The following is a 23914-nucleotide window of genomic DNA, read 5'->3' as shown; positions in this document are numbered from 1 at the left end:
CACTTATGCATTTTGCACTTTATTCACGTAATCTAAGCAATCTCCAATTGTAGCTATAGACTCTAGATCACCATCTTCAGCTTCAAGGCCAAGTTCTAGTTCGATAGCCATGATAAGTTCAACTAAATCCAATGAATCTGCATTTAAGTCATCCTTAAATGAAACCTCTCTAGTTAGCTTTTCGATTGGAGTACCAAATTGCTCACTTATTAACTCTAAAATTTTGTTATCCAGATTGCTCATTTTATACCTCCGTTTTAAATAAGTTAGTTAAATACTCTATTAGATTCGACTCATACGTTTCTTTTGCAACTTTTATTGAATTATAAAAAGCCTCAGCGTTGGAATTTCCATGAGCTTTCACAACTACTTTTTTTAGACCCATGATTGGAACGCCACCATATTGGTTTGCATCAAGCTTTTTAAAATTATTTTTCAAATGTTTTTTCAAAAGTAGCATGCCAAGCTTAGTAAAAATATTTGTGTAAGCTGTCTCTTTTAACAACCTTAATACAAATCTAAATTCCCCTTCAAATCCTTTTAGCAAAAGATTTCCAGAAAAACCATCTGTTACTATTACATCGGCCTCTCCATCAAAAAGATACCTTGCTTCAAGATTGCCTTTAAAATTAAGATCAGATTCTTTGAGAAGCTGATATGTTTCTCTTGTCAAAACTGTTCCTTTGCTTTCTTCTATGCCATTATTTATTAGCATAACTGAAGGATTTTCTATCTTTTGAGTAAGGTTAACATAGTTACTAGCAATAATTGCAAAATTCTTGAGCATTTCAGGTGTGCAATCAACATTAGCTCCAGCATCTATCATATATGAAAAACCTTTAACTGTTGGTACAGGAACCATAAGCGCAGCTCTATCAACACCTGGAATTCTACCAACTATTAAAGAAGCTCCAGCAAAAACTGCTCCCGTACTTCCACCGGAAACAAATGCGTCATATTCACCTTTTTTTAATGCGTATAAGCCCTTAGTTATTGACGAATCTTTTTTGTTTCTAATAGCAAATGCAGGGTTATGTTCATCTGTGCTAATTTCTTCACTTGCAAGCAAAAATTTACAGCCACTTTTAATAACTGCATCTTCAATATCTGCCTTACCTATTATGGTAATGTCTATACCGAGTTTTTCTTTTGCCATTCTACCTGCATCAATTACAACTGAACTGCCATCATCTAGTCCATTTGCATCTAATAGAAACTTCATTTATACCTCTCTTATTTTATTAAAAGAATATGGATGGCATAGAAAAATACCATCCATATTAATATTACTCAACTGTAATTACTTCTTGTTTATTATAATATCCACAGTGTGGGCATACTCTGTGTGGTCTCTTTGGTTCTCCACATTCAGGGCAATTTATAACTGTTACTCTAGGAAGAGTATAAGAAGAAGCTCTTCTCTTAGCTGTTCTAGCTTTACCAGTTTTTCTCTTAGGTACTGCCATATTACACCTCCATAATTATTTTAAAGATTAATTATTTTGTAGTTAATCTTAATGTATCTCTTGCAATCATCAATTCTTCGTTAGTAGGAACAGTAATAGCTACTACCTTTGAATCATCTGTGCTGATAATTGCTTCTTTTCCACGAACATTGTTCTTTTCTTTGTCAATTTTTGTTCCCAAAAATTCTAGCTTGGACATGATGTCTTCTCTCATTTCAATAGAGTTTTCACCAACGCCAGCTGTAAATACGATTACATCGACGCCGCCCATTTGAGTTGCGTAAGCACCAATGTACTTCCTTACGCGGTTTGCAAATTGGTCTAAGGCAACCTTAGCTCTCTTGTTTCCTTTTTCAGCTTCTGCTTCTATATCTCTAAAGTCTGAGCTTACACCTGAAATTGCAAGAACCCCACTCTTCTTATTTAGCATATCGCTAATTTCTTGAGCGTTTAAATTTTCCTTATCCATAATGAAAGGAATAATTGCAGGGTCAATATCACCTGATCTTGTACCCATGCATACACCTTCAAGTGGAGTAAGTCCCATTGATGTATCGATAACCTTGCCATGGTCAATAGCTGCCATTGAGCTACCATTTCCAAGGTGACAAGTAATAATTCTTAAATCTTCACGTTTTTTACCTAAAATTTCTGCTGCTCTTTTAGATACAAAGTTATGACTTGTTCCGTGGAAGCCATATCTACGTACAGCATACTTTTCGTAGTATTCATATGGCAATGCATATAAATAGTTTTCCATTGGCATTGTTTGGTGGAAAGCTGTATCAAATACTACAACGTTTGGTGTTTCTTTCATCAATTCTTGAATAGCTTCAATTCCCATGATATTTGCTGGGTTGTGAAGTGGAGCTAACTCTATGCAAGCTCTGATTTCTGAAAGAACTTCATCATTTACTACAACTGAGTCATTGAATTTTTCTCCGCCGTGAACAACTCTATGTCCAACAGCTGAAATTTCATCCAAGCTCTTAATAGCGCCGTGATCTTTGTGAAGAAGTTGTTCTAAAACAAGTTCAAGAGCCTTTTTATGGTCTTTCATTTCTTCTTCAACAACAAATTTTTCTCCGTTGATTTTGTGAGTTAAAACTGAACCTTCAATTCCAATTCTTTCTACCAAACCTTTGCATAAAACATCTTCATTGGTCATATCAATTAATTGATATTTTAGTGAAGAACTTCCACAGTTAATTACAAGTATATTCATATTCTGTTCCTTTCAATAAATTATCACTTATATATTATATTATCTTATATGCTTTTAAAAATCAAGCAAGAATTTGTAAAGCTTATTTTACAGATTCAACAAGTTTTTCGAAGCCTGCTGGGTCATTAATTGCCATTTCAGACAGAATCTTTCTGTTAACTTCGATATTGTTTTCTTTAAGAGCTGCAATGAATTTTGAATATGATAGACCGTATGGTCTTACAGCTGCGTTAATACGAGTAATCCAAAGTTTTCTAAAGTCTCTTTTCCTTTGTTTTCTTCCTTCATAAGCATAGCTTTGGCTCTTTAGTACAGCTTCCATCGAAGTTCTATATAATTTCGATTTCCCACCATAGTAACCTTTGGCTTGCTTCATTACTTTGTTCTTCTTTTTACGTCCTGAAACAGATCTTTTTACTCTAGCCATTTTAAACCTCCTAACTTTATGGAATCATATGAGAAATTCTTCTCATATCACTTTTGCTAACTAATGTGCCTTTTCTTAAACTACGAATTCTCTTAGGAGATTTCTTTCCTGTAATGTGGCTCTTGTAAGCCTTAAATCTTTTTAATTCACCGCTTGCGGTTCTTTTAAATCTCTTTGCACTTCCGCGGTGTGTTTTTAATTTTGCCATAATTTCCTCCTTCTGGTATTTAACTCTTCGGCAATACGTACATAACCATATTGCGTCCTTCTAGTTTTGCAGGTTTGTCGACAACTGCCAAGTCCTCGATTTTTTCAAAGAATTGCTCAAGTACATCTACACCTTTTTCGGTGTGACCCATTTCTCTGCCTCTAAATCTAACAGAGATTTTTACCTTGTCTCCATCGTTTAGAAACTCCTTGACTTTATCTGCCTTGACAGACATATCATGTTCTTCGATGTTTGGTGTCATCTTCATTTCGCGAACTTTGATAACCTTTTGATTTTTCTTGGCTTCTTTTTCGCGTTTTTGCATTTCATATCTGTACTTTCCATAATCTAAAATTCTGCATACAGGTGGTTTAGCATTGGGTGATACTTTTACAAGGTCTAAATCTTGGTCGTGAGCTAAGTCTAACGCCTTTTCAATATCACAAACACCAATTTGATCACCGTTTTGATCGATGAGTCTTACTTTGCTATCCCTTATTTGTTCATTAATTTCGAGTTCCTTAAYTTCCTTTCCCCCTTCCAAAATATAAAAAAGAGCCCAGAAGGCCCTTTTAAAAAATCAATAAATAAGATTTTGTTGTAACCTTATGCACAACAGGTGATAAGGTGAGAAGGGGCCTTCTACTTTTCTTCACAAGCATGAGTATACCACATGCTTAATTATTTGTCAAGCACTTTTTCTTCAGATGCTAAGTTTTTTAATGCAATCGCATAAATTTTTGCAGCATCCATTAAGCGATCAATTTTAATTCTTTCATTTTTTTGATGCATTCTGTCTTCATCATCCAAGAACATAGCTCCGTAAGCTACGCAGTTTTTCATAGCTTTTGCATAAGTTCCGCCACCAATTGTCATTGGTTTTGACTCTGTGTCGCCTGTTTGTTTTTGATAGGCGTCCATCAAAATTGAAACAAGCTTTCCTTCTGGATCAATAAAGAGTGGATCTTCTCCACCTGTTCTTGTAAATTCTCCCTTGTATTCACTGGTTCCCTTATTGATTTTATCCATAATTTCTTCTTTTTTAACACCTTTAAGAGGATGGCGCATATTTAATACAATGTCAATTTCCTTATCTGTATTTGAAATCATGCCTACATTGAAGTTTAACTTGCCACTCAATTCGTCTTCATAGTCGATGCCTAGTCCTTCACCGTGCATGTGGAAGCCCATAACTTCATTATAAAATTCTGCAAATGCCCTGAAAGAATCTTCTACTGGCATCAACTTTGCTAGTTGTTCCATAAGTTTTGAAATCGCATTTACACCAAGTTCTGGTTTTGAACCGTGTGCACTAATACCTTTTGCTGTAATATGAACTTCTCCACCTTTTTCTTCAACCTTGAAATCAGGCAAAGTTGCAATTGATTTTACTTCATTAGTAACTTTAGATCCGTCCATTACAATTGTGCAGAAGTCTGGAACCATATTAGGAGCATTTCCACCTTTAACTGCTTTAACCATTGTGTCTTTGAAATTATATTTTAATTTTAAAGTACCAGTAATGATTCCTTTTTCTCCAAAGATAACCGGGAATTCAGCATCTGGAGTAAATCCAAAATCAGGCATAGCCTTATTCTTTACATAATAATTCATTCCGCCCCAACCAGTTTCTTCGTTGGTTCCCAAAATCAATCTAATTTTTCTGATTAATTTTTCATCTGTTTCTTTTAGAGCACGCATTGCATAATAAGCAGCAATTGCTGGTCCCTTATCGTCTTGGGTTCCACGACCTTGCAGATACTCTCCATCATTGATCATTTCAAATGGATCAGTATCCCAGTTGCCACCAGCAGGTACAACGTCAACGTGAGCCAATATGCCTACAGTTTCATCGCCTTCGCCAAATTCTATATCACCAGCGTAGTTTTGTAGGTTGTCGATTCTAAATCCATCTCTTTTACCAATCTCCAAAAAAGCTTCTAGGGCTTCTTTAGGTCCATTGCCAAAAGGTGCGTCTGCTGTTGGTTCGCCTTCGACTGAATCAATGGCAATTAATTTGCCCAAGTCTTCAATCATTTCTTCCTTGTGTTCATCAATCCATTTTAAAAAATCCATTTAATCACCTATCCTTTTTGTTTTTATTTCATCATGCAAATCTTTTATAAATGAATTTAGATCTGCATCATTGACGTTTTCTCCATTTCTCTTTCTAATAGAAATGTTTTTATTTTCTTTTTCGTTTTCACCAAGTATTAACATATAATTAATCTTTTTTAGTTGTGCTTCTCTAATCTTGGCTCCCATTTTAGCATCTCTGGAATCCAAATGAACTCTAATTCCATTTTCTTTAAGGGTCTTGTAAACTTCCCTTGCATATTCATTTGTCTTTTCACTGACAGGTATGACTTCAACTTGTACTGGAGCTAACCATAGTGGGAACTTGCCTGCCAAGTGTTCAATGAGAACGCCCATAAATCTTTCGATAGATCCAAATATTGCCCTATGAAGCATAACTGGACGCTTTCTTTCATTGTTTTCATCAACATATACAAGGTCAAAGTTCTCTGGCATTTGGAAGTCCAATTGAATTGTTCCGCATTGCCAAGTTCTGCCAATTGCATCTTCTAGGTGGAAGTCAATCTTAGGACCATAGAAAGCGCCGTCGCCTTCATTTAATTTAAAATCTATATTCATGTCATGGAGGGCATTTTCAAGGGCCTCTTCTGCTATATTCCATGTTTCAATTTCGCCCATGAAATCTTCTGGTCTTGTGGATAGTTCAACAGTATATTTAAATCCAAAAGTTTTATACATATAGTCTGCTAGCTTTACCATCTTTTTAATTTCATCTTCAACTTGTGATGGAAGGCAGAAAATATGAGCATCATCTTGAGTGAAAGACCTAACTCTCATAAGTCCGTGTAAGGCACCAGATAATTCATGTCTGTGAACAAGGCCAAATTCTGAAAGTCTAATTGGCAAATCTCTATATGAATGAAGGTCATTTGCATAAACAATCGTAGAACCTGGGCAGTTCATAGGTTTAATGGCAAATGGAACGTCATCAACACTTGTAAAGTACATGTTTTCTTTATAGTGATCCCAGTGACCTGAACGATGCCATAAATCTTCATTCATAATAATAGGAGTTTGAATTTCTCCATAGCCATTATCAATTAATATATTTCTCCACCAATTTAAAAGTTCGTTTTTCAAAATCATGCCGTTTGGATGGAAGAAAGGAATTCCCGGAGCTTCTTCATGAATGCTAAATAAATCAAGTTCCTTACCAAGTTTTCTATGGTCTCTCTTCTTAGCCTCTTCAAGCATATCTAAATATTCATCTAGCATTGACTTTTTAGGAAAACTTATTCCGTAAATTCTTTGAAGCATTTCATTTTTTTCGTCTCCACGCCAATAAGCACCAGCAACACTTAAAAGCTTAAAGGCTTTTATCTTTGAAACGTCCTTTAAGTGTGGTCCTCTGCAAAGGTCGACAAACTCGTCTAATTGATAGAACGAAATAACTTCTCCTGATGGGAAATGTTCGATTAAATCTACCTTGTATTTTTCATCTAGTTTTTTGAAATGTTCGATAGCTTCATCCCTTTCCATTTCAAATCTCTTGAGTTCATTTCCCTCTTTAACGATTTTTTTCATTTCTGCTTCGATCTTTTCTAGATCTTCTGGAGTAAATCTGTGTTCAGTATCAAAATCGTAATAAAAACCTTGGTCAATTGCAGGGCCAATTGCAAATTTAACTCCTGGGAATAATCTTTGAATAGCTAGAGCCATCAAGTGAGCAGATGTGTGCCAAAAAACTTTTTTCCCTTCCATGTCATCAAAAGTTAAAACTTCAAACTTACCATCGTGACTTGGCACATCTTGCATGCCAATTACGTGTCCATCAAGTACTGCTCCTGTAGCATTTCTTTGTAGGCCTGCAGAAATTTCCCCTACAATATCATACACATCCATGCTATCATCAAATTCCCTGATGCTTCCATCAGGTAAAGTTAATTTTCTCATATATCCTCCTTAAAAAATTAATTTTATCAACAAAAAAAGACCACCTCCCCAAGGGACGAATGATCTTTAAATCCGTGGTTCCACCCTAATTACTTCTCAAACCTTTAACGTAAAGGATACGGTTTGCAATTTCTTGCATCTTACAAAAGCGCCGGTACAATTAAATTCACACTAGCCCTATCGCAGCTCCAAGGACCTCTCTGAAAATGTAAGTTTAAATACGCTTCAATACTTAGTATTCAGTTCATACAAATTATAACACTAAGGAATAAAAAAAGCAAGCACTCAGCTTGCTAAATTTTGGAGGCGGCAACCAGATTTGAACTGGTGGTCAAGGTTTTGCAGACCCGTGCCTTACCACTTGGCTATGCCGCCACATCTTTAAACAACGTTTTTTCAAACATCACTTAAAGATTATACACGATTAAATTTGAATTGTCAACCAATAATTAATTTTATTTTAATTTTTCCAAATACCAGGGTTAAACAAAAATAATACAGGAACAATTTCAAGTCTGCCTGCAATCATTGCAAAAGACAAAATAATTTTTGCTATTGGATGAAACATTGCAAAACTTCCAGTAGGACCAACAACACCAAGGCCAGGTCCTATATTATTAAAAGTTGCTGCAACAGATGTAAAGGCTGTTTCAAAATCCGGTGTAAAAAATGATATGAGTCCAAGTATTGCCATAAATACTATTGCATATATAAGCAGATAATTTGAAACCCCTCTTTCCACCGACTGTTCAACTTTTCTATTATCTACATTAACGACCACACACCTATTTGGCGATACAATTTTCTTTACCTCAGCAACAGCCGTTTTAAAAATAATAATTACCCTTGAGACCTTTATGCCTCCAGCAGTAGAACCAGCACAACCTCCGATAAACATTAGTGTTACCAAAACCCACTTACTAAACATGGGCCAAGTGTTAAAATCGGCAGTAGAATAGCCAGTTGTCGTCATAACAGATGAAACACTAAAAAGTGATTGGCGAAGTGCACTTCCAGAAGTTATTTGACTTGGTAATATATTTATAAAAATTAAAAGTGTTGCAAGTCCAATTATAGATAAATATGTTTTTAATTCTTCTGATCTTAGAGCATCTTTTACTTTTCCAATTAAAATCAAATAAAAAACATGGAAATTTACCCCAAATAAAATCATCCCAATCGAAATAATAATTTCAATAGCAGCCGAGTTATAATAGCCAATACTTGCAGCTTTTATACCAAAGCCTCCAGTTCCTGCTGTGCCAAATGCATGAAGGACACTATCAAAAACTGGCATTCCAGCAATTACAAGAGCAAAAATCAAAATTATTGTCATACCAATATATATCAAATATAAAAGTTGAGCAGTACTTTTTAATTTGCTAAGCATCTTTCCAAACTGTGGCCCAGGCACTTCTGCTTTCATAAATTGAATATCACTTAAACTGGTGTTTGGTGAAATTGCAAGAACCAATACTAGGACTCCCATCCCACCAATAAAGTGGGTAAAACTCCTCCAAAATAGCATAGAATTTGACAAAGATTCTACATCTGTCAATATACTTGAGCCTGTTGTGGTAAATCCACTTGCTGTTTCAAAAAATGCATCAACCAAAATTGGAATTTGCCCACTAAAATAAAAAGGCAAGGATCCAAAAAAGCTAATTAAAATCCAAGAAAGACTTACAACAATCATGCCTTCTTTAATATAAACTCCAGAATTTTTTGGTTTCTTTATAGCAAAAGGTAGGCTTACGAGTGCAATTATGAGTATCGATTTTAAAAATGCAGCTATATTATAAAAACTTTCCCTATAATATAAAGCTACTAAAATCGGTAAAAAAAGCAAGAGCCCTACCAATAAAAGTATTCTAGATATATTGTATAATACTACTCGTCTGTTCATACTAATCAACTATTGCCTCATCAAAATTATCCAAATATTTAGTCTTGGTTACAACCAAAACCTCATCATTAATTTGAATTGAATCATTACCACCTGGATAAATAATCGACCCATTTCTCTTTATACAAGCTATTAATATCCCAGGTATAGTGTGCAAGTCCTTGAGCGGAATATTCAATGCTCTTGATTTTTCTGTAATCGAAAAGTGAATAACTTCTACTTCGTTGTCTAAAATCCTATTAAAATTCTCTACCCTTGATCCACTTGAATCAATTTGCGAACGAACAAATCTGATTATCTTGTCTGCAATTATCTTTTTTGGTGAAACTATAGTATCTAGTCCCAGTTTGTCAACTATAACCTTCATAATATTTCTGTTGATTTTTGTAATGTTTTTTGAAACATTTTGACTGATTGCAAACATAGATATGATAATATTTTCTTCGTCAATGCCAGTTAAACTTACAACTGCATCATAGTTTTCAATTCTCTCTTCCAAAAGAACTTGCTGGTCTGTCCCATCTGCATTTATAACTACAATTTGCGGATAAGTTTCTGAAAAAAACTCAGCCATTTCAGGGTCTTTTTCTATAAGCTTTACACTTATATTTTTTTCTAATAATAATTCTATCAAGTAGAAAGCAATCCTGCTGCCCCCTACTATTAAAACAGATTTAATTAGTCCATCTTTGTATTTGCAGTTTCCTATAAATTGCTTCAAAGCTTTACTGGTCCCAGTAATATAAAATCTATCGCCCTCCATGAGCATAAAATTTCCGTCTGGAATATAGACCTCTCCTGCTCTTTCAACTGCACAGATGAGAACTTTGTCTTTAGTAATATTGTAATTTTTTAAAACCAATCCATCCAAAGGCGAGTCTTTTTCAACAACCAGCTCAACCATATTAACTTTATTAGACAAGAAATTTTCCACACTAAAAGCGCAAGGATATTTTAGAGTGTTCATTATATCATATGCAGTCTCTTTTTCTGGATTTATCATAAACTTTATGCCAAGATTACCTTTTACAAAATCCATATTTTGAGAATACACAGGGTTTCTCACCCTTGCAATCGTATCCTTTGCCCCAAGTTTTTTTGCAATAATGCAAGCGATAATATTTAATTCATCAGAATCAGTTATAGCCATAAACATTTCACAGTTTTCTACACCTGCTTCAATCTGAATATCTATACTTGCACCATTGCCAACAACTCCTGTTATATCGGATGTTTCCATAACCTTTTCAAGAGTTTTTTGGTTAAGTTCAATTAATACAATATTATTTCCTTCAGATGCCAGATCCTTGCAAAGTGCTTCTCCAACTTTGCCAGCTCCAACAATTACAATTTCCATAAACTATCTCCTCGATTTACATATAAGCCAAATAGATTATCTTTCCATTTGAACAACTTCAATATTATTTTTATTTAGAAGCTCAATTGAATAATCATCAAGCCTATATGCATTTATATATACTATTCTTTTTATACCGGCTTGTATCAAACTCTTGGTGCAATTTAAACAAGGAAAGTGAGTTACATAAGCAGTACATCCTTTAACGCTTATACCTTCCTTTGCACAGTACAAGAGAGCATTCATTTCTGCATGAATTGTAGCAATACAATGGCCATCGCGCATAACGTGACCAACATCAATGCAGTGTGGGTTCCCACTTACACTTCCATTGTAGCCAGTGCTTACTATACGATGATCATTGTTCACAAGTACACAACCAACATAAGCCCTATCGCATGTTGAGCGCTTTGCAACTATCTCAGCAATATCTAAAAAATAATCATCCCAACTTTGTCTTTTATTAGACATTTTCTACGCTCCCTTTAAAAACTTGTCCACTAGGAATATCTACAGTTATAATGTCGCCCGTTTTTATTTCCTTTGTACAATCATTAGCGCCAACAATTGTTGGTAAACCAAGTGACAAACCGATAATTGCACCGCTGCTTGTAAGGCCACCCTCTTCAGTAATAAGAGCACTGGCACGCTGAGCATAAGGAGTCATATCTCTATCCATTCCAAGAGTAACGATTATATCACCATCTTTAAAATCTTTCAAAAGTTCTTCTTGCGAATTTGCAACTACAGCTCTACCTGTAATTTTTCCGCTTCCTATTCCCATTCCCTTTGTCATCATTTTTGCGATTACTTCTACTCTAAGCAAGTTTGTGGATCCACTCTTTGAAAATGGAATACCTGCTGTGAGTACAACTAAATCTCCCTCCTTAAAATATATATCCTTGCATTTTTCGATGCCTGCTTTAAATAGCTCATTTGCGTTATCAATTTCTTTAATAATAACAGGAAAAACCCCCCACTCCATGGTTAGCTTTCTTTCAACTCGTTCATCATCTGTTATAGCAATTATAGGTTGCCTAGGTTTAAATTTTGATAAAGCCCTGGCCGTTTGTCCACTGCTAGTTGCAGAAATAATTGCAGCTGCATGTAAATCTTTTGCTATTGAATAAGTGGCCTCTGCAATTGCATTTGTAACAGTGATCCTATTAATATCTACCCTGTCTCTTTGCATTCTTTCGTATTCTGGGCTCTCTTCAGTCGATATAGAAATGCTCCTCATCATTTTTATAGACTCGATTGGATATTTACCAGCTGCACTTTCACCTGAAAGCATAACAGCAGATGTCCCATCAAGTATTGAGTTTGCCACGTCCATTACTTCAGCTCTTGTAGGTCTTGGGTTTCTAGTCATAGAGTCAAGCATTTGTGTCGCTGTTATTACAACTTTATTTGCAAAATTACATTTTTTTATAATTTCCTTTTGCACATGAGGAATATTTTGCGGTGGAATTTCAACTCCAAGATCTCCTCTAGCGACCATTATACCATCGCTAACTGCAAGTATATCATCTAAATTATCCAGGCCTTCTTGGTTTTCAATTTTAGATATAATTGAAATTTGATAGCCATCATTTTCTTCTAAGATTTTTCTGATTGATAGAACATCATTGCGATTCCTAATAAAGCTTGCAGCTAAAAAGTCCACATCATTTTTTATACCAAATTTTATATCGCTTATATCTTGTTCTGTTAGGGTCGGCAGTTTTATTTTAGCCCCAGGAATATTTACACCCTTCCTATCTGATAACTCACCACTATTTATTGCTTTAAGCTCAATTGAATTTGAAAAAATATTTACAATTTCAAACTCCACAAGACCGTCATCAATTAATAATCTGCCGCCTAATTCCACGTCATTTATTATGCCATCATAAGAAACGCTCACCATATTTTGATCGCCAAGTATATCATCAGTTGTAAGAATAAATTTTTGCCCTTGTTCTATTCTAATTGGTCCTTCTCTAAATCTGCCAATTCTGATTTCGGGCCCCTTTGTATCAAGCATTATAGCAACTGGTATGCCCAATTCCTTGCTAACTTTTTTTATCCTATCAATTCTAACTTGGTGTTCCTCATGAGTGCCATGAGAAAAGTTTAAGCGAGCAACATTTAGGCCATTTAAAATCATATGCTTTAAGGTTTCTTCGCTCTCACTTGCTGGTCCAATAGTGGCCACAATTTTTGTACTATTCATATCTTCTCCTATATAGATAATATGTCTGCGATTTCAAATATTTCTTGATCAATTCTCTTTGGTATCTTCAAAGCAGAATCAATATCCAATTTAACAATCTCGTTGCACTTCAAGCCCAAAGCTATATTAGTTCTATTGTTAGATAATAATTTTACTGCAATATTTCCCATGCGTGAAGCCATAAGTCTATCAAAAACAGTTGGCATACCACCTCTTTGTACGTGGCCAAGAACAGTTTCTCGAGTTTCTATACCAGCCCTATTTTGAAGTTCTTTACTTATTTCATAAGCACTTGCGGCACCTTCTGCAACGACAATTATGTGGTGCCTCTTGCCTCTTTTAATTCCGCTAACAGCTTTTTCAACCATTTTGTCTACATCAAACGGTATTTCAGGGACAATAATGGTCTCTGCACCACCTGCAAGTCCAGCAGTTAGTGCTAAGTCTCCACAATTTCTGCCCATAACTTCAAGCACATTTGCCCGTCCATGAGAACTAGATGTGTCACGCAATTTAGAAATTGCATCTACAATTGTCTCAGTTGCCGTCATAAATCCAATTGTATAGTCAGTGTATCCTAGGTCGTTGTCAATTGTAGCTGGAATTGCAACCACATTTATGCCCTTGTCTAAAAGCTTAGAAGCACCGGTTAGAGTTCCATCACCTCCAATTGCTACAAGGCCATTAATTCCTCTTCTTAATAAATTCTCGGCAGCAATTTTCTGTCCCTCTTCTGTCATAAACTCATCGCTTCTTGCGGTCCCTAAAATAGTTCCGCCCCTGTGGATGATATCAGCAACACTTGAGACATTCATCTGGTACATATCATCAACAATAAGGCCATTATATCCCATCCTAACACCATAGACATCAATGCCGAGATATATGGATGTCCTTACAACAGCTCTTATGCAGGCGTTCATGCCCGGTGCATCTCCGCCACTAGTTAAAACTGCAATCTTCATTGGTCTCCATTCCTTTTAATATTTTCTTTGCCAAAAAGTTTTTCTAAAAAATCTATATTCTTACTATTTAAATATAAGGCACTCGCATCCTTGAAAGTCCCTATCGCATCTTTATCTGAAAAATAAAATACAACTTCCCCGTCACCTGGGTTTGATTGGATAAAGCCCCTAGCCATATTAATTTCATTAGAATTTTTTTCTGAATCTGTTTTAATATAAAGTGTTTCCCTTTGTTTTAAATCGCTAACCTCATTTACAATTAGCTTTGGTTTTTCAACATCGCTGTAGGACAAGTCCCCGCTCAGTAAAACTCTGCTGCCATCTACAAGCTTGTCTCTGTACTTTCTATAAACATTTGGAAAGACAACTGCATCTATCCTGCCAGTTAAATCTTGGAGTTCAAGAGTCATCATCTTTTCGTTTCTCCTAGTGATTAATACACGAGATCTTGAGACAAGTCCTGCCAACTTTAGCCTGTATCTATTAAATGAAATACCATTTGATAAATACTCTTCATACTCTTCATTTATAGTTGCAATATCTTTGTTTTGCAAAGCTTTAATTATTTCTTCGTAAGACTCCAGAGGATGGCTGGAAACATATACACCCAGGACATCTTTTTCTAATTCCAAGAGCTCATCCTTATTAAACTCTTCCAAGTTAACCAAAATCATAGAATCGGATTCAGAGCCGAACATATTAAATTGACCTCTTACATTTGACCTCTTCTCAATATTTACTGTGTCAATTATAACGGCATATTGATTTAGAGCTGACCTCCGGTTTACTCCAAAGCTATCGAAAGCTCCAGCATACACAAGTGATTCAAAAGATCTTTTATTAAGTGCTGCTGAATCTATTTTTGAAATCGCCCTGATTAAATCCGTAAGAGATGTAAATTTATTTTCTTTCCTTGCCTCGACAATAGCGTCTGCTGTATTGTGGCCTAAGCCTTTAATTGCCTTAAAGCCCATCCTTATATCATCGCCCTCTGTAGTAAATCTCCATTCAGATTTATTTACATCAGGTGGAATGATTTTTATTCCCATCCGCCTTGCCTCTTCTATATAAAGAGCGACCTTGTCTTGTTGACCAGCAACTGAAGTTAAAAGGCTCGCCATAAATTCCTTAGGATAATGAGTCTTGAGCCATGCAGTCCTCCATGCATCAAGGCTGTATGCTGCAGAGTGACTTTTGTTAAAGGCATATTTTGCAAAGTCAATCATATCATCAAAAACTTCTTCTGCAAGTTCTTTTGATGCCCCTTTTTCAATAGCGCCCTTGATAAATATCGGCCTTTCTTCTTCCATAACGTCCATTTTCTTTTTACTCATGGCTCGCCTAATCAAATCAGCTCGTCCAATTGTATATCCTCCAAGTTGTTGAACGATGGCTATAACTTGCTCTTGGAAAACTATTACTCCATGGGTATCTTTTAAAATTTTTTCAAGAATTGGATGCTTATAGTCTATCTTCACATCAGAGTTTTTGCGTTCACAAAAATCGGGAATGCTATCCATTGGCCCTGGTCTAAAGAGTGAGTTAGCTGCAATTAAATCTTCAAAACGATCTACCTTTAGCTCTTTTAAGAAGGCCCTCATGCCAGGTGATTCAAATTGGAAGATACCAATTGTATTTACATCTGCAAATAATTTTATAGTTTCTGGATCATCTAGCTTCATGTCTTCAAAGCTTGGTCTGTGGCCAGTATTTTTTTCGATTAATTTTAATGAATCTTCTATAACTGTTAAAGTCCTTAAGCCCAAGAAGTCCATCTTCAAAAGACCAAGTTCTTCAAGTGTTGTCATTGTATACTGAGTTACAGGTTGATCCTGAGCTGTTGCCAGCGGTGCGTAATTTACCAGCGGGCTTTTTGAAATAACAACGCCAGCTGCGTGAGTGCTTGCGTGCCTAACGTGACCCTCGATTCTCCTTGAAATATCGATGAGTTTTTTTACTTCCCTATCATTGTCATAGGCATCTTGTAATTCTGGGTTGTCATTAAGTGCCTTGTCAATTGTAATATCAAGTTCATTTGGAATCATTTTTGCGATTTTATCAACATCATTATAAGGCATATCAAGCACGCGACCAACATCTCTAATCGATCCTTTAGCAGCCATGGTTCCAAAGGTAATTATTTGCGCAACATGGTCGTGGCCATATTTTTCTTTAACATATTGAATAACTTCTTCTCTTCTTTCATAGCAAAAGTCAATATCTATATCAGGCATGGTTACCCTATCTGGATTTAAAAATCTTTCAAAGACCAAGTCATATTTTAATGGGTCCAAGTCAACTATGCCAAGCGCATAACAAACTATGGATCCAACACTTGATCCACGACCAGGGCCAACAGGAATACCCTTTGATTTAGCAAAGAGAATAAAGTCTTGGACTATCAAAAAGTAATCCACGAAGCCCATGTCTTTAATAATGCTTAGCTCGCTTTCAACCCTTTGCCAAACCTCATCGGCAACCTTGCCATCTTTTTCATATCTTTCAATAATCCCATCATGGGTTTGTTTTTTTAAGTATTCAAAGTGACCCATATTACCCGGAGTATCGAAGTTAGGCAAATGATAGTGGCCAAATTCAATTTCCACATTGCATTTATCTGCAATCTCCTGTGTGTTTTTTATTGCATCTGGCATATCAGCAAATAATTCTTCCATCTCTTCTGAAGATTTGAAATAAAATTCGTCACTCGCGAAGGTCATTCTGGTCTCATCATTTATAGTCTTGCCCATAGATATGGCCATCAGAACTTCTTGGATAAAAGCATCCTCTTTATTTAAATAGTGGCAATCATTTGTTGCCACTAGTTTTGCACCAAAACGGTCCCTAAGAGTTTTGAAGTAATGCCTAATCACATCTTCTTCCCTTATGCCATGATTTTGAATTTCTAAGTAAAAATCGTCTTTAAAGACATCTGCGTACCATTTATATGCATTTACAGCTGAAACCTCGTCACCATTTAAATAATGGGATTGAATTTCTCCACCCAAGCAAGCAGAAAGTGCAACTAAGCCTTCGCTGTGTTCTTGCAAGAACTCGTGGCTAACACGCGGCCTGTAATAAAATCCATTTAAAAATCCTTCGCTAGAAATTTTCATCAGATTCTTCAAGCCTATTTCATTTTTGCATAGCAAAATAAGGTGATAACCTGACCTGTCGTCTGGATTTTTCAGCCTGTGATCACCTCTAGAAATATAAACTTCAGATCCAATAATGGGTTTTATGCCAGCTTTTTTTAACTCTTTGTAAAAGTTAATAGCCCCGTACATATTCCCATGATCGGTAATGGCTACTGAGTTCATCTTGTATTCTTTTGCTTTCTCTGCCAAGTCACTGATTTTTATTGCCCCATCGAGCAGCGAAAACTCAGTGTGCAGGTGTAAGTGTGTAAACATTACATCACCTTTCTATGCGCATCTTTAGCCTTTCAAGTTTATTTGGACTAGCCTTGTCGATTATAAATGTATAATTTTCATATTTGTAGATCTCGCCAACTTTTGGAAATTTTCCAGCAAGGCCAATTACAAATCCACCGATACTTTCATATTCATCGGACTCAAGATTTGTAGAAAGCCTATCATTTATATCATCTAAATCTGTATCCGCTTGAATAACAAATGTGTTTTCAGTAACTTGCTTAATAGAATTATCTGCTTCGTCAAATTCATCGTCAATATCGCCAACTATTTCTTCGACTATATCCTCCACTGTAACAAGTCCAGCCGTCCCGCCGTACTCGTCAAGTATTATAGCCATACTCATCTTATGTTTTTTTAATTCACTGAGAAGTAAAAAGTTTGGCCTAGATTCATATTGAAATATAGCTTCACGCAAATGATCTCTTATATTGAAATTTTCTTTATCAACTGCCAGTAGGTCCTTTGCAAATAAAAGTCCAATAATGTCATCAATATTCTCATCAATTACTGGATAACGAGAGAAGTTATTGTTTTTCACAATATCCATAACCTCATCATAAGTGGAATCCACAGGAATACTGATAATACTCGTACGATTGGTCATAACATCTTTGGCTTGTGTACCTGCAATAGAGAAAACATTTTCCATCATCTCTTTTTGTTCGTTTTCAAGTATACCTTCTTCATGGCTGACATTTAAAATTGTTATCAGGTCATCTTCGGTAATCTTGTCTTCTTCAGATTCACTTACTATAGCCTTGCTGAGAGCTCCAAATAGCATTGTAAGAGGTGTGAAAACCTTAACAATATAATAAATAAAAGGGGCTACTGCGAGGGCAAATTTTGTAGAGTTCGCCTTAGCTAAATTTTTTGGAATAATTTCTCCAAAAATTAAAATTAAAATTGTCATCACGACAGTCGATATAGCGACCCCGTTTTTCCCAAACATATCCACAAAAATAACTGTGGACAAGGATGAAGAAAGTATGTTTACAATATTATTGCCAATTAATATTGCCGAAATTGTCCTATTGGAATCCTCTATCAAATATTCAAGCTTGTCCGCATTTTTAACCTTAGATTCAACAAGCTGCCTAAGCTTAATTGAACTAAGCGAAGTGATAGATGTTTCACTGCCAGAAAAGAAAGCAGACATAGCAATTAAAATCAAAATTATTACTATATTCAAAATAGTCCTCCTTAGCTTATATTATAGAATATAGACCCCCTATTAGTCAAATAAATTCACCATTATTACATTTAAATTAAATCTTGAATTTATAGCCAATCTGCTCTTTTATATCTTCTTTAAATATGTTAAAATACATTTATATGATTTTTATTTATTTAGAGAGGATTTATGATTAAAACACTTAAAAGATATTTCAATTTAATAGGTAGTCACAAGGCCTCCGTCTTTATCGCTGTAACTTTTTGTATAATTTCTGGCGGTCTTGCAATACTCCCCGCGACATTTACAGGAAATATAACAGATGCCATTAAGGCAGGCTCACTTGAATATGATTCTTTAATGTGGTCAATTTTTTGGCTTATTTTTATGCTTGTTTCAACTTACTTCTTGGACGCGTATTATAATTATGTTATTTTTAGAAATTATTATTTTGTAGACGCAAGTGTAAGAGTTCAGCTTTTAAAAAAATCTATTAGACAAAATCCACCATTTTTTATTAAATATAATGCATCAAATATTATTACCAAGGCAACATCTGATGCCGATGCAATAGCGACCGTCGCTTCTTATGGAATCATGACCACAACCGAGGGGGTGCTTCTGCCAATAATTTATTTTATAACTATGGCCACCATCAGCCCATGGCTATTTTTAATTGCACTTACTGCCCTTCCTATAATGATTTATGTAGTCGTGCAAATTTCAAAGAAGCTAGATGGCAAATATGACCAGTCACTTGAAACGCAAGATGCAATGAACGAACACGCCCTGGAAAGTTTTACGGCTATAAAAGCTATAAAAGCCTTTGATACAAAAAGTAGGCGGCTAAATGAATTCTTAGAAAAAGTTTTAATAAATAACGACAAGGAGCTAGAAGTAAATAATATTGAAAACCTCTATGTACCAGTTGTAAATGGAATAATGTCTTTCTTTGCAATTCTAAGTATCATAGTCGGGGGCTTTCTTATTAGCAAGGGCAAGATTACCCTTGGCGAACTCATAACCCACTCCATGCTCTTGCAAGAACTCGATTGGCCTGCCTACGCAGTTGCCGATTTAATTACGGTTTCAAAGAGCGGGTCAATTTCTTTAAGGAGAGTTGATGAGGTTCTTAATTATAAGGAAAGAGAAAAAACTTCTGATCCTGTTGTTATAAAAAGTATTGATGAAATCCAAATGAAAGACTATTCTTTTAAATATCCTAATGCTGAGTCCTATGCTCTTAAGGATATTAACCTTTCCATCAAAGCTGGTCAAAAAATTGGTCTTGTTGGTAAGACTGGATCTGGTAAATCTACGCTTCTTAGCCAAATTGTTGCAGAGTATGATGACTTTGAAGGATCTATGCTAATTAATGGCAATAATATTATGGATATTAATCTGGATTCTTATAGAAAGAACATTGGCTATGTCCCTCAAGAACACTTCTTGTTTTCAAAATCTGTTAAAGATAATATTTTGTTTTACAGAAACGGCGATTATAATAAGGCTATTGATATAGCAGCTTTTAGAAATGACCTTTCATCTTTTGCAGATGGAATAGACACTCAGTGTGGAGAAATGGGCATCACTTTGTCTGGTGGACAAAAGCAAAGAGTTTCTCTAGCTAGGGCTGTGCTTTTAGATCCAGAGCTTTTGATACTAGATGATGTCCTATCTGCTGTTGACAACAATACAGAAAAAGAAATTTCCGAAAATCTTGCAAATAATTTTCCAAATACTACAATTATTATCAGCTCACACAGGCTTTCTGTAGTCAAAGATGCTGACGAAATAATTGTGCTTGATAATGGACAAATTTCTGAACGTGGCAAATTTGAAGACCTGATTTCAAGTGGAGGTTGGTTTAGCGACCAATATCACTTGCAGGAGGTGGACCATGAGTAAAAAAGAAAAATATAGCAAAAGTACCATCCGCCTTCTTTTTAATTTGTCAGGCAAAATAAAAAAAGAGCTTATTATTGGTGTGTTTTTATCCACTGGATTTATGCTTTTAAATATCTACCTGCCAATAATTTTAAAAAATATTATAGACAATGAAATCTCTCCAACAATCGGCATTATAGATTTACAGAGATTCCTCTGGATGTCAGCTTTCTATTTATTTATGAATCTTATGTTTGGGTTAATGCAATATGTACTCATCCATCATTATAAAAAGACTTCTAACAAGATTGCCTATATCTTGAGAAGGGATTTATTTAAACACATAGTAAACCTTCCTATGCCATTTTTTGACAAGACACCTGTTGGTAAAATTACAAGTCGAACTACAAGTGATATAAACGAATTCAAGCAACTATTTTATATAGGATTTACAACTGTTGTAAACGCTGTCTTTTATTTAATAGGTAGCATTGTTTATATTAGCTTTACAAATCCAAAAGCCCTGTACATTGTGCTTGTACCAATTCCAATATTTATCTTCACAATTTTAAGCTACAACAAGTACCAATCAAATCTAAATATTAAATACCGAAAAATAAAATCGACTATAACCTCCGATTTAAATGAGATAATAAAGGGAGCAAATATCATACAGGCTTACGCAGTTTGCGAACCTGTTGAAGAAGAGTTTGTTGATAAGAACAAAGAGCTGTACACATATGGTAAAAAAATCGAATTGTTTGACTCCTTCTTTTCATATAACATTACGGACATGCTTAGACTCATGAGCATAATTGCAATTTTATATTTTGCAGGTATGAGTAACCTAAGGGGAAACACTACTTTTACTGTAGGATATATACTGATTTTAATCCAGTATACTTCACAGATATATGCATATCTGACCAGACTTATGAACAGGCTAAATGTTTTTGAAAAGGGCATGAGCAGCCTTGAGCATATCAATACAATCCTCTTAGAAGAACAAGAAGATGATGGATTCATTGCAATTAATAATATAAAAGGCCAAGTGGAATTTAAAAATGTATACCACGAATACATCGAAGACAGTCCTGTGTTACAAGATATTAATTTCAAGAGAGAACCCGGTTCTTCTACTGCTATTGTCGGCAGCACAGGCTCTGGCAAAAGCTCTATCATTTCTCTTTTGTTTAAATTTTATAGCCCTTACAAGGGTCAAATATTAATAGACGATCAAGACATCCAAAATATAAGGACTGCTGATTTAAGAAAACACATGGCTCTTGTCCTCCAAGATCCTATCCTTTTTAAAGGTAGCTTACGATACAATATAACGCTTGGCGATGATTATACTGACCAAGAAATTAAAGCGGCCCTAATAAAAAGTGGTGGAGAATCTATTTTAAGTAAATTAAAAGATGGTCTGGACACCAACCTCCTCGGAGAAGACGGTGGCCTAAGTCTCGGGGAAAAACAAATCGTAAACTTCGCAAGGACTATCATCAGGGACCCAAGTATATTAGTTTTGGATGAAGCAACCGCGTCAATCGATACAGAAACTGAACAACATATACAAAAAGGCCTTGAGGCCCTGATGGCAAATAGAACTTCATTTATAGTCGCCCACAGGCTTTCAACCATTAAAAATTGTGACTCAATAATTGTAATCGACTCTGGCAAAATTATTGAATCCGGCAGCCATGATGAGCTAATGGAAATGCATGGAAAATATTACGAACTCGTTCAAGCTCAGTCGTAAAGAGTTTAGCTCAACATTAATTCATAGTATCTATTAAAAATTAAAGTTTTTCACTTAAACCAAAAAATAGCCCTTAACTGGGCTATTTTTATTTATTATAATACGTATGGATCATCCATAGGATCTACAAATTTCTTTGGATCGTAATCTGTTTTGATTTCTTTCCAATCTTTCATTGATAAATCTTCAGTCGGTTTATCCAATTCTGGGTGAGCATTGTTTGCCTTGTAATTTTTTTCTCTAGAGTCTCTCTTGGAGTTTTCAATGACAACATCTTTTATATCAATTCCTAATGCTTCTGCTAGCCTCTCTCCATAATCTTTATCAGCCCTGTAACAGTGGCTAATCCACCTATGTTTAATTTGTAGAGTTGTATCTTTCATATGTCTTGCTGTATTTTCGCATAATACTTGTTTTTGGTCTTCTGTCATAGCATTATATAAGAGACCCGTTTGTGTAAAGTAGTCACTATCATCTTCTCTAAAATCGTACCTATAAGCATCTCCACCTGCTTGCTTAGGTTCGTAGCCTCTTTCATTTTCAGTCCAATTACCATATGAATTCGGCTCATAATTATTTTCTCCACCTAGGTTTCCATCTACCCTCATTTTACCATCTCTATGCCAAGGATGATAATCTTTTGGATCCATTCCCCTAGGAAAATTTACAGGAATTTGATTGTGATTAATACCAAGTCTATATCTTTGGGCATCCCCATACATTAAAATTCTGGCTTGCAGCATCCTGTCTGGTGAATATCCAATTCCTGGGACTATATTTCCTGGACTAAAAGCAGACTGTTCAACATCTTGAAAATAGTTTTCAGGATTTTTATTTAATTCAAATTCGCCAACCTCTATAAATGGATGGTCTTTTTTAAGCCACATCTTAGTAAGGTCAAAAGGATTAACTTCTGATTCATCAGCTTCCTTCTCACTCATAACTTGAATATACATTTTCCACTTTGGATATTCGCCTTTTTCTATAGCTTCAAATAAATCTCGTTGATGAGAATCTGGATCCATTCCTTTAACTTTTTCAGCTTCTTGATCTGTTAGATTTTGTATGCCTTGCTCAGATCTAAAATGGAATTTAACCCATGTGCGTTCATTTTTTTCATTAATTAATGAATAAGTGTGTGAACCAAAGCCGTGCATATACCTATAAGATGATGGGATCCCCCTGTCGCTCATGGTAATTGTAACTTGTAACAATGATTCAGGTAAGGATGACCAAAAATCCCAGTTGCTATTAGAGCTTCTCATGTTGTTCTTTGGGTCTCTCTTAACAACATGGTTTAAATCAATAAATTTCATCGGATCTCTAAAGAAAAAGACTGGAGTGTTATTTCCAACCATATCCCAGTTGCCCTCTTCAGTATAAAATTTTAAAGCAAATCCCCTTATATCTCTATCTGCATCTGCATACCCTCTTTCACCTGCAACCAAAGAAAATCTAGCAAACATTTCTGTTTTCTTCCCAACTTCTGAAAAAATCTTTGCCTTAGTGTACTTAGTAATATCTTTTGTAACAGTAAATGTGCCAAAAGCTCCTGAACCTTTGGCGTGCATTCTTCTTTCAGGAATAACCTCTCTGTTAAAGTGAGCATTCTTTTCAAATAGCCAAGTGTCTTCAAATACAATTGGACCTCTTGGACCTGCTGTCATTGAATCTTGATTATTTTCAATCGGAGCTCCAGATGCCTTTGTCAATTTGGGATTCTTTCCTTTGGTATCATTTCTACTTGAAAGATGATCTCCTAAATTGTTTTTACTCATTGGATCTTTTTTCATTTCCATTTTTTCTTTTTCGTCTTTTTTCTTTGTCATAATTCCCTCCTTTAAATTAATTCAGTATAGTAAAGCTATCACTTGTTTTATACCCTATAAAAAAATTTT

The 23914-nt window shown here is 35.3% G+C and carries 19 protein-coding genes and 1 tRNA gene; 2 read left to right on the top strand and 18 right to left on the bottom strand.

Annotated features, from left to right (window positions below):
* Positions 1-3: 3 nt before the first annotated feature.
* From CUU59_RS02835 to CUU59_RS02755, 17 genes are all read right to left on the bottom strand, one after another.
* Positions 4-243 (bottom strand): acyl carrier protein, encoded by a 240-nt coding sequence (locus tag CUU59_RS02835; protein WP_099950496.1) that lies wholly within the window; start codon positions 241-243, stop codon positions 4-6.
* A 1-nt stretch (position 244) separates the two neighbouring features.
* Positions 245-1222, bottom strand: coding sequence for a phosphate acyltransferase PlsX (plsX, locus tag CUU59_RS02830; RefSeq protein WP_099950495.1), 978 nt, complete (start codon positions 1220-1222; stop codon positions 245-247).
* A 64-nt stretch (positions 1223-1286) separates the two neighbouring features.
* Positions 1287-1466, bottom strand: a complete 180-nt coding sequence (rpmF, locus tag CUU59_RS02825) for a 50S ribosomal protein L32 (RefSeq protein ID WP_075573745.1) — start codon at positions 1464-1466, stop codon at positions 1287-1289.
* A 31-nt stretch (positions 1467-1497) separates the two neighbouring features.
* Complete coding sequence (locus CUU59_RS02820; RefSeq protein ID WP_099950494.1) at positions 1498-2691, bottom strand: acetate/propionate family kinase; 1194 nt, start codon at positions 2689-2691, stop codon at positions 1498-1500.
* A gap of 82 nt (positions 2692-2773) precedes the next feature.
* Entirely contained in the window at positions 2774-3118 is a 345-nt protein-coding gene (gene rplT / locus CUU59_RS02815; RefSeq protein WP_075573747.1) for a 50S ribosomal protein L20, read from the bottom strand.
* Between the two features lie 16 nt (positions 3119-3134).
* Complete coding sequence (gene rpmI / locus CUU59_RS02810) at positions 3135-3326, bottom strand: 50S ribosomal protein L35 (RefSeq protein WP_099950493.1); 192 nt, start codon at positions 3324-3326, stop codon at positions 3135-3137.
* A 19-nt stretch (positions 3327-3345) separates the two neighbouring features.
* Positions 3346-3870: a translation initiation factor IF-3 gene (infC, locus tag CUU59_RS02805; RefSeq protein ID WP_211286981.1), complete on the bottom strand. Its 525-nt coding sequence runs from the start codon at positions 3868-3870 to the stop codon at positions 3346-3348.
* Between the two features lie 137 nt (positions 3871-4007).
* Complete coding sequence (pepV, locus tag CUU59_RS02800; RefSeq protein ID WP_099950491.1) at positions 4008-5402, bottom strand: dipeptidase PepV; 1395 nt, start codon at positions 5400-5402, stop codon at positions 4008-4010.
* Positions 5403-7316 (bottom strand): threonine--tRNA ligase, encoded by a 1914-nt coding sequence (gene thrS, locus CUU59_RS02795; protein ID WP_099950490.1) that lies wholly within the window; start codon positions 7314-7316, stop codon positions 5403-5405.
* Between the two features lie 301 nt (positions 7317-7617).
* Positions 7618-7691: transfer RNA gene (locus CUU59_RS02790), tRNA-Cys, on the bottom strand.
* Between the two features lie 85 nt (positions 7692-7776).
* Positions 7777-9222: a TrkH family potassium uptake protein gene (locus CUU59_RS02785; protein WP_099950883.1), complete on the bottom strand. Its 1446-nt coding sequence runs from the start codon at positions 9220-9222 to the stop codon at positions 7777-7779.
* Between the two features lies 1 nt (position 9223).
* Positions 9224-10579, bottom strand: coding sequence for a Trk system potassium transporter TrkA (gene trkA / locus CUU59_RS02780; protein ID WP_075573752.1), 1356 nt, complete (start codon positions 10577-10579; stop codon positions 9224-9226).
* Between the two features lie 36 nt (positions 10580-10615).
* Entirely contained in the window at positions 10616-11050 is a 435-nt protein-coding gene (locus CUU59_RS02775) for a deoxycytidylate deaminase (RefSeq protein WP_075573753.1), read from the bottom strand.
* On the bottom strand, positions 11043-12794 hold the full coding sequence (gene pyk / locus CUU59_RS02770; RefSeq protein ID WP_099950489.1) for a pyruvate kinase: 1752 nt from the start codon (positions 12792-12794) through the stop codon (positions 11043-11045). The genes CUU59_RS02775 and pyk overlap by 8 nt, the downstream gene beginning before the upstream one ends.
* Before the next feature lie 8 nt (positions 12795-12802).
* Positions 12803-13759 (bottom strand): 6-phosphofructokinase, encoded by a 957-nt coding sequence (gene pfkA, locus CUU59_RS02765; protein WP_099950488.1) that lies wholly within the window; start codon positions 13757-13759, stop codon positions 12803-12805.
* Positions 13756-17172 (bottom strand): DNA polymerase III subunit alpha, encoded by a 3417-nt coding sequence (locus CUU59_RS02760; protein ID WP_099950487.1) that lies wholly within the window; start codon positions 17170-17172, stop codon positions 13756-13758. The genes pfkA and CUU59_RS02760 overlap by 4 nt, the downstream gene beginning before the upstream one ends.
* A 4-nt stretch (positions 17173-17176) precedes the next feature.
* Positions 17177-18385: a hemolysin family protein gene (locus CUU59_RS02755; protein ID WP_099950486.1), complete on the bottom strand. Its 1209-nt coding sequence runs from the start codon at positions 18383-18385 to the stop codon at positions 17177-17179.
* Positions 18386-18556: 171 nt separating this feature from the next.
* Here CUU59_RS02755 and CUU59_RS02750 point away from each other — a divergent pair, with 171 nt between their 5' ends.
* Positions 18557-20275, top strand: coding sequence for an ABC transporter ATP-binding protein (locus CUU59_RS02750; RefSeq protein WP_099950485.1), 1719 nt, complete (start codon positions 18557-18559; stop codon positions 20273-20275).
* Complete coding sequence (locus CUU59_RS02745; protein ID WP_099950484.1) at positions 20268-22016, top strand: ABC transporter ATP-binding protein; 1749 nt, start codon at positions 20268-20270, stop codon at positions 22014-22016. The genes CUU59_RS02750 and CUU59_RS02745 overlap by 8 nt, the downstream gene beginning before the upstream one ends.
* Before the next feature lie 95 nt (positions 22017-22111).
* Here the strand turns inward: CUU59_RS02745 and CUU59_RS02740 are convergent, their stop codons facing one another.
* Entirely contained in the window at positions 22112-23845 is a 1734-nt protein-coding gene (locus tag CUU59_RS02740) for a catalase (RefSeq protein ID WP_425432805.1), read from the bottom strand.
* Between the last annotated feature and the right edge of the window lie 69 nt (positions 23846-23914).

It is taken from the genome of Ezakiella peruensis (assembly GCF_900215725.1).
GTDB lineage: Bacteria > Bacillota > Clostridia > Tissierellales > Peptoniphilaceae > Ezakiella > Ezakiella peruensis.
Note: the sequence above shows the minus strand (reverse complement) of the source record. Positions and strands in the feature narration are given on the sequence as shown.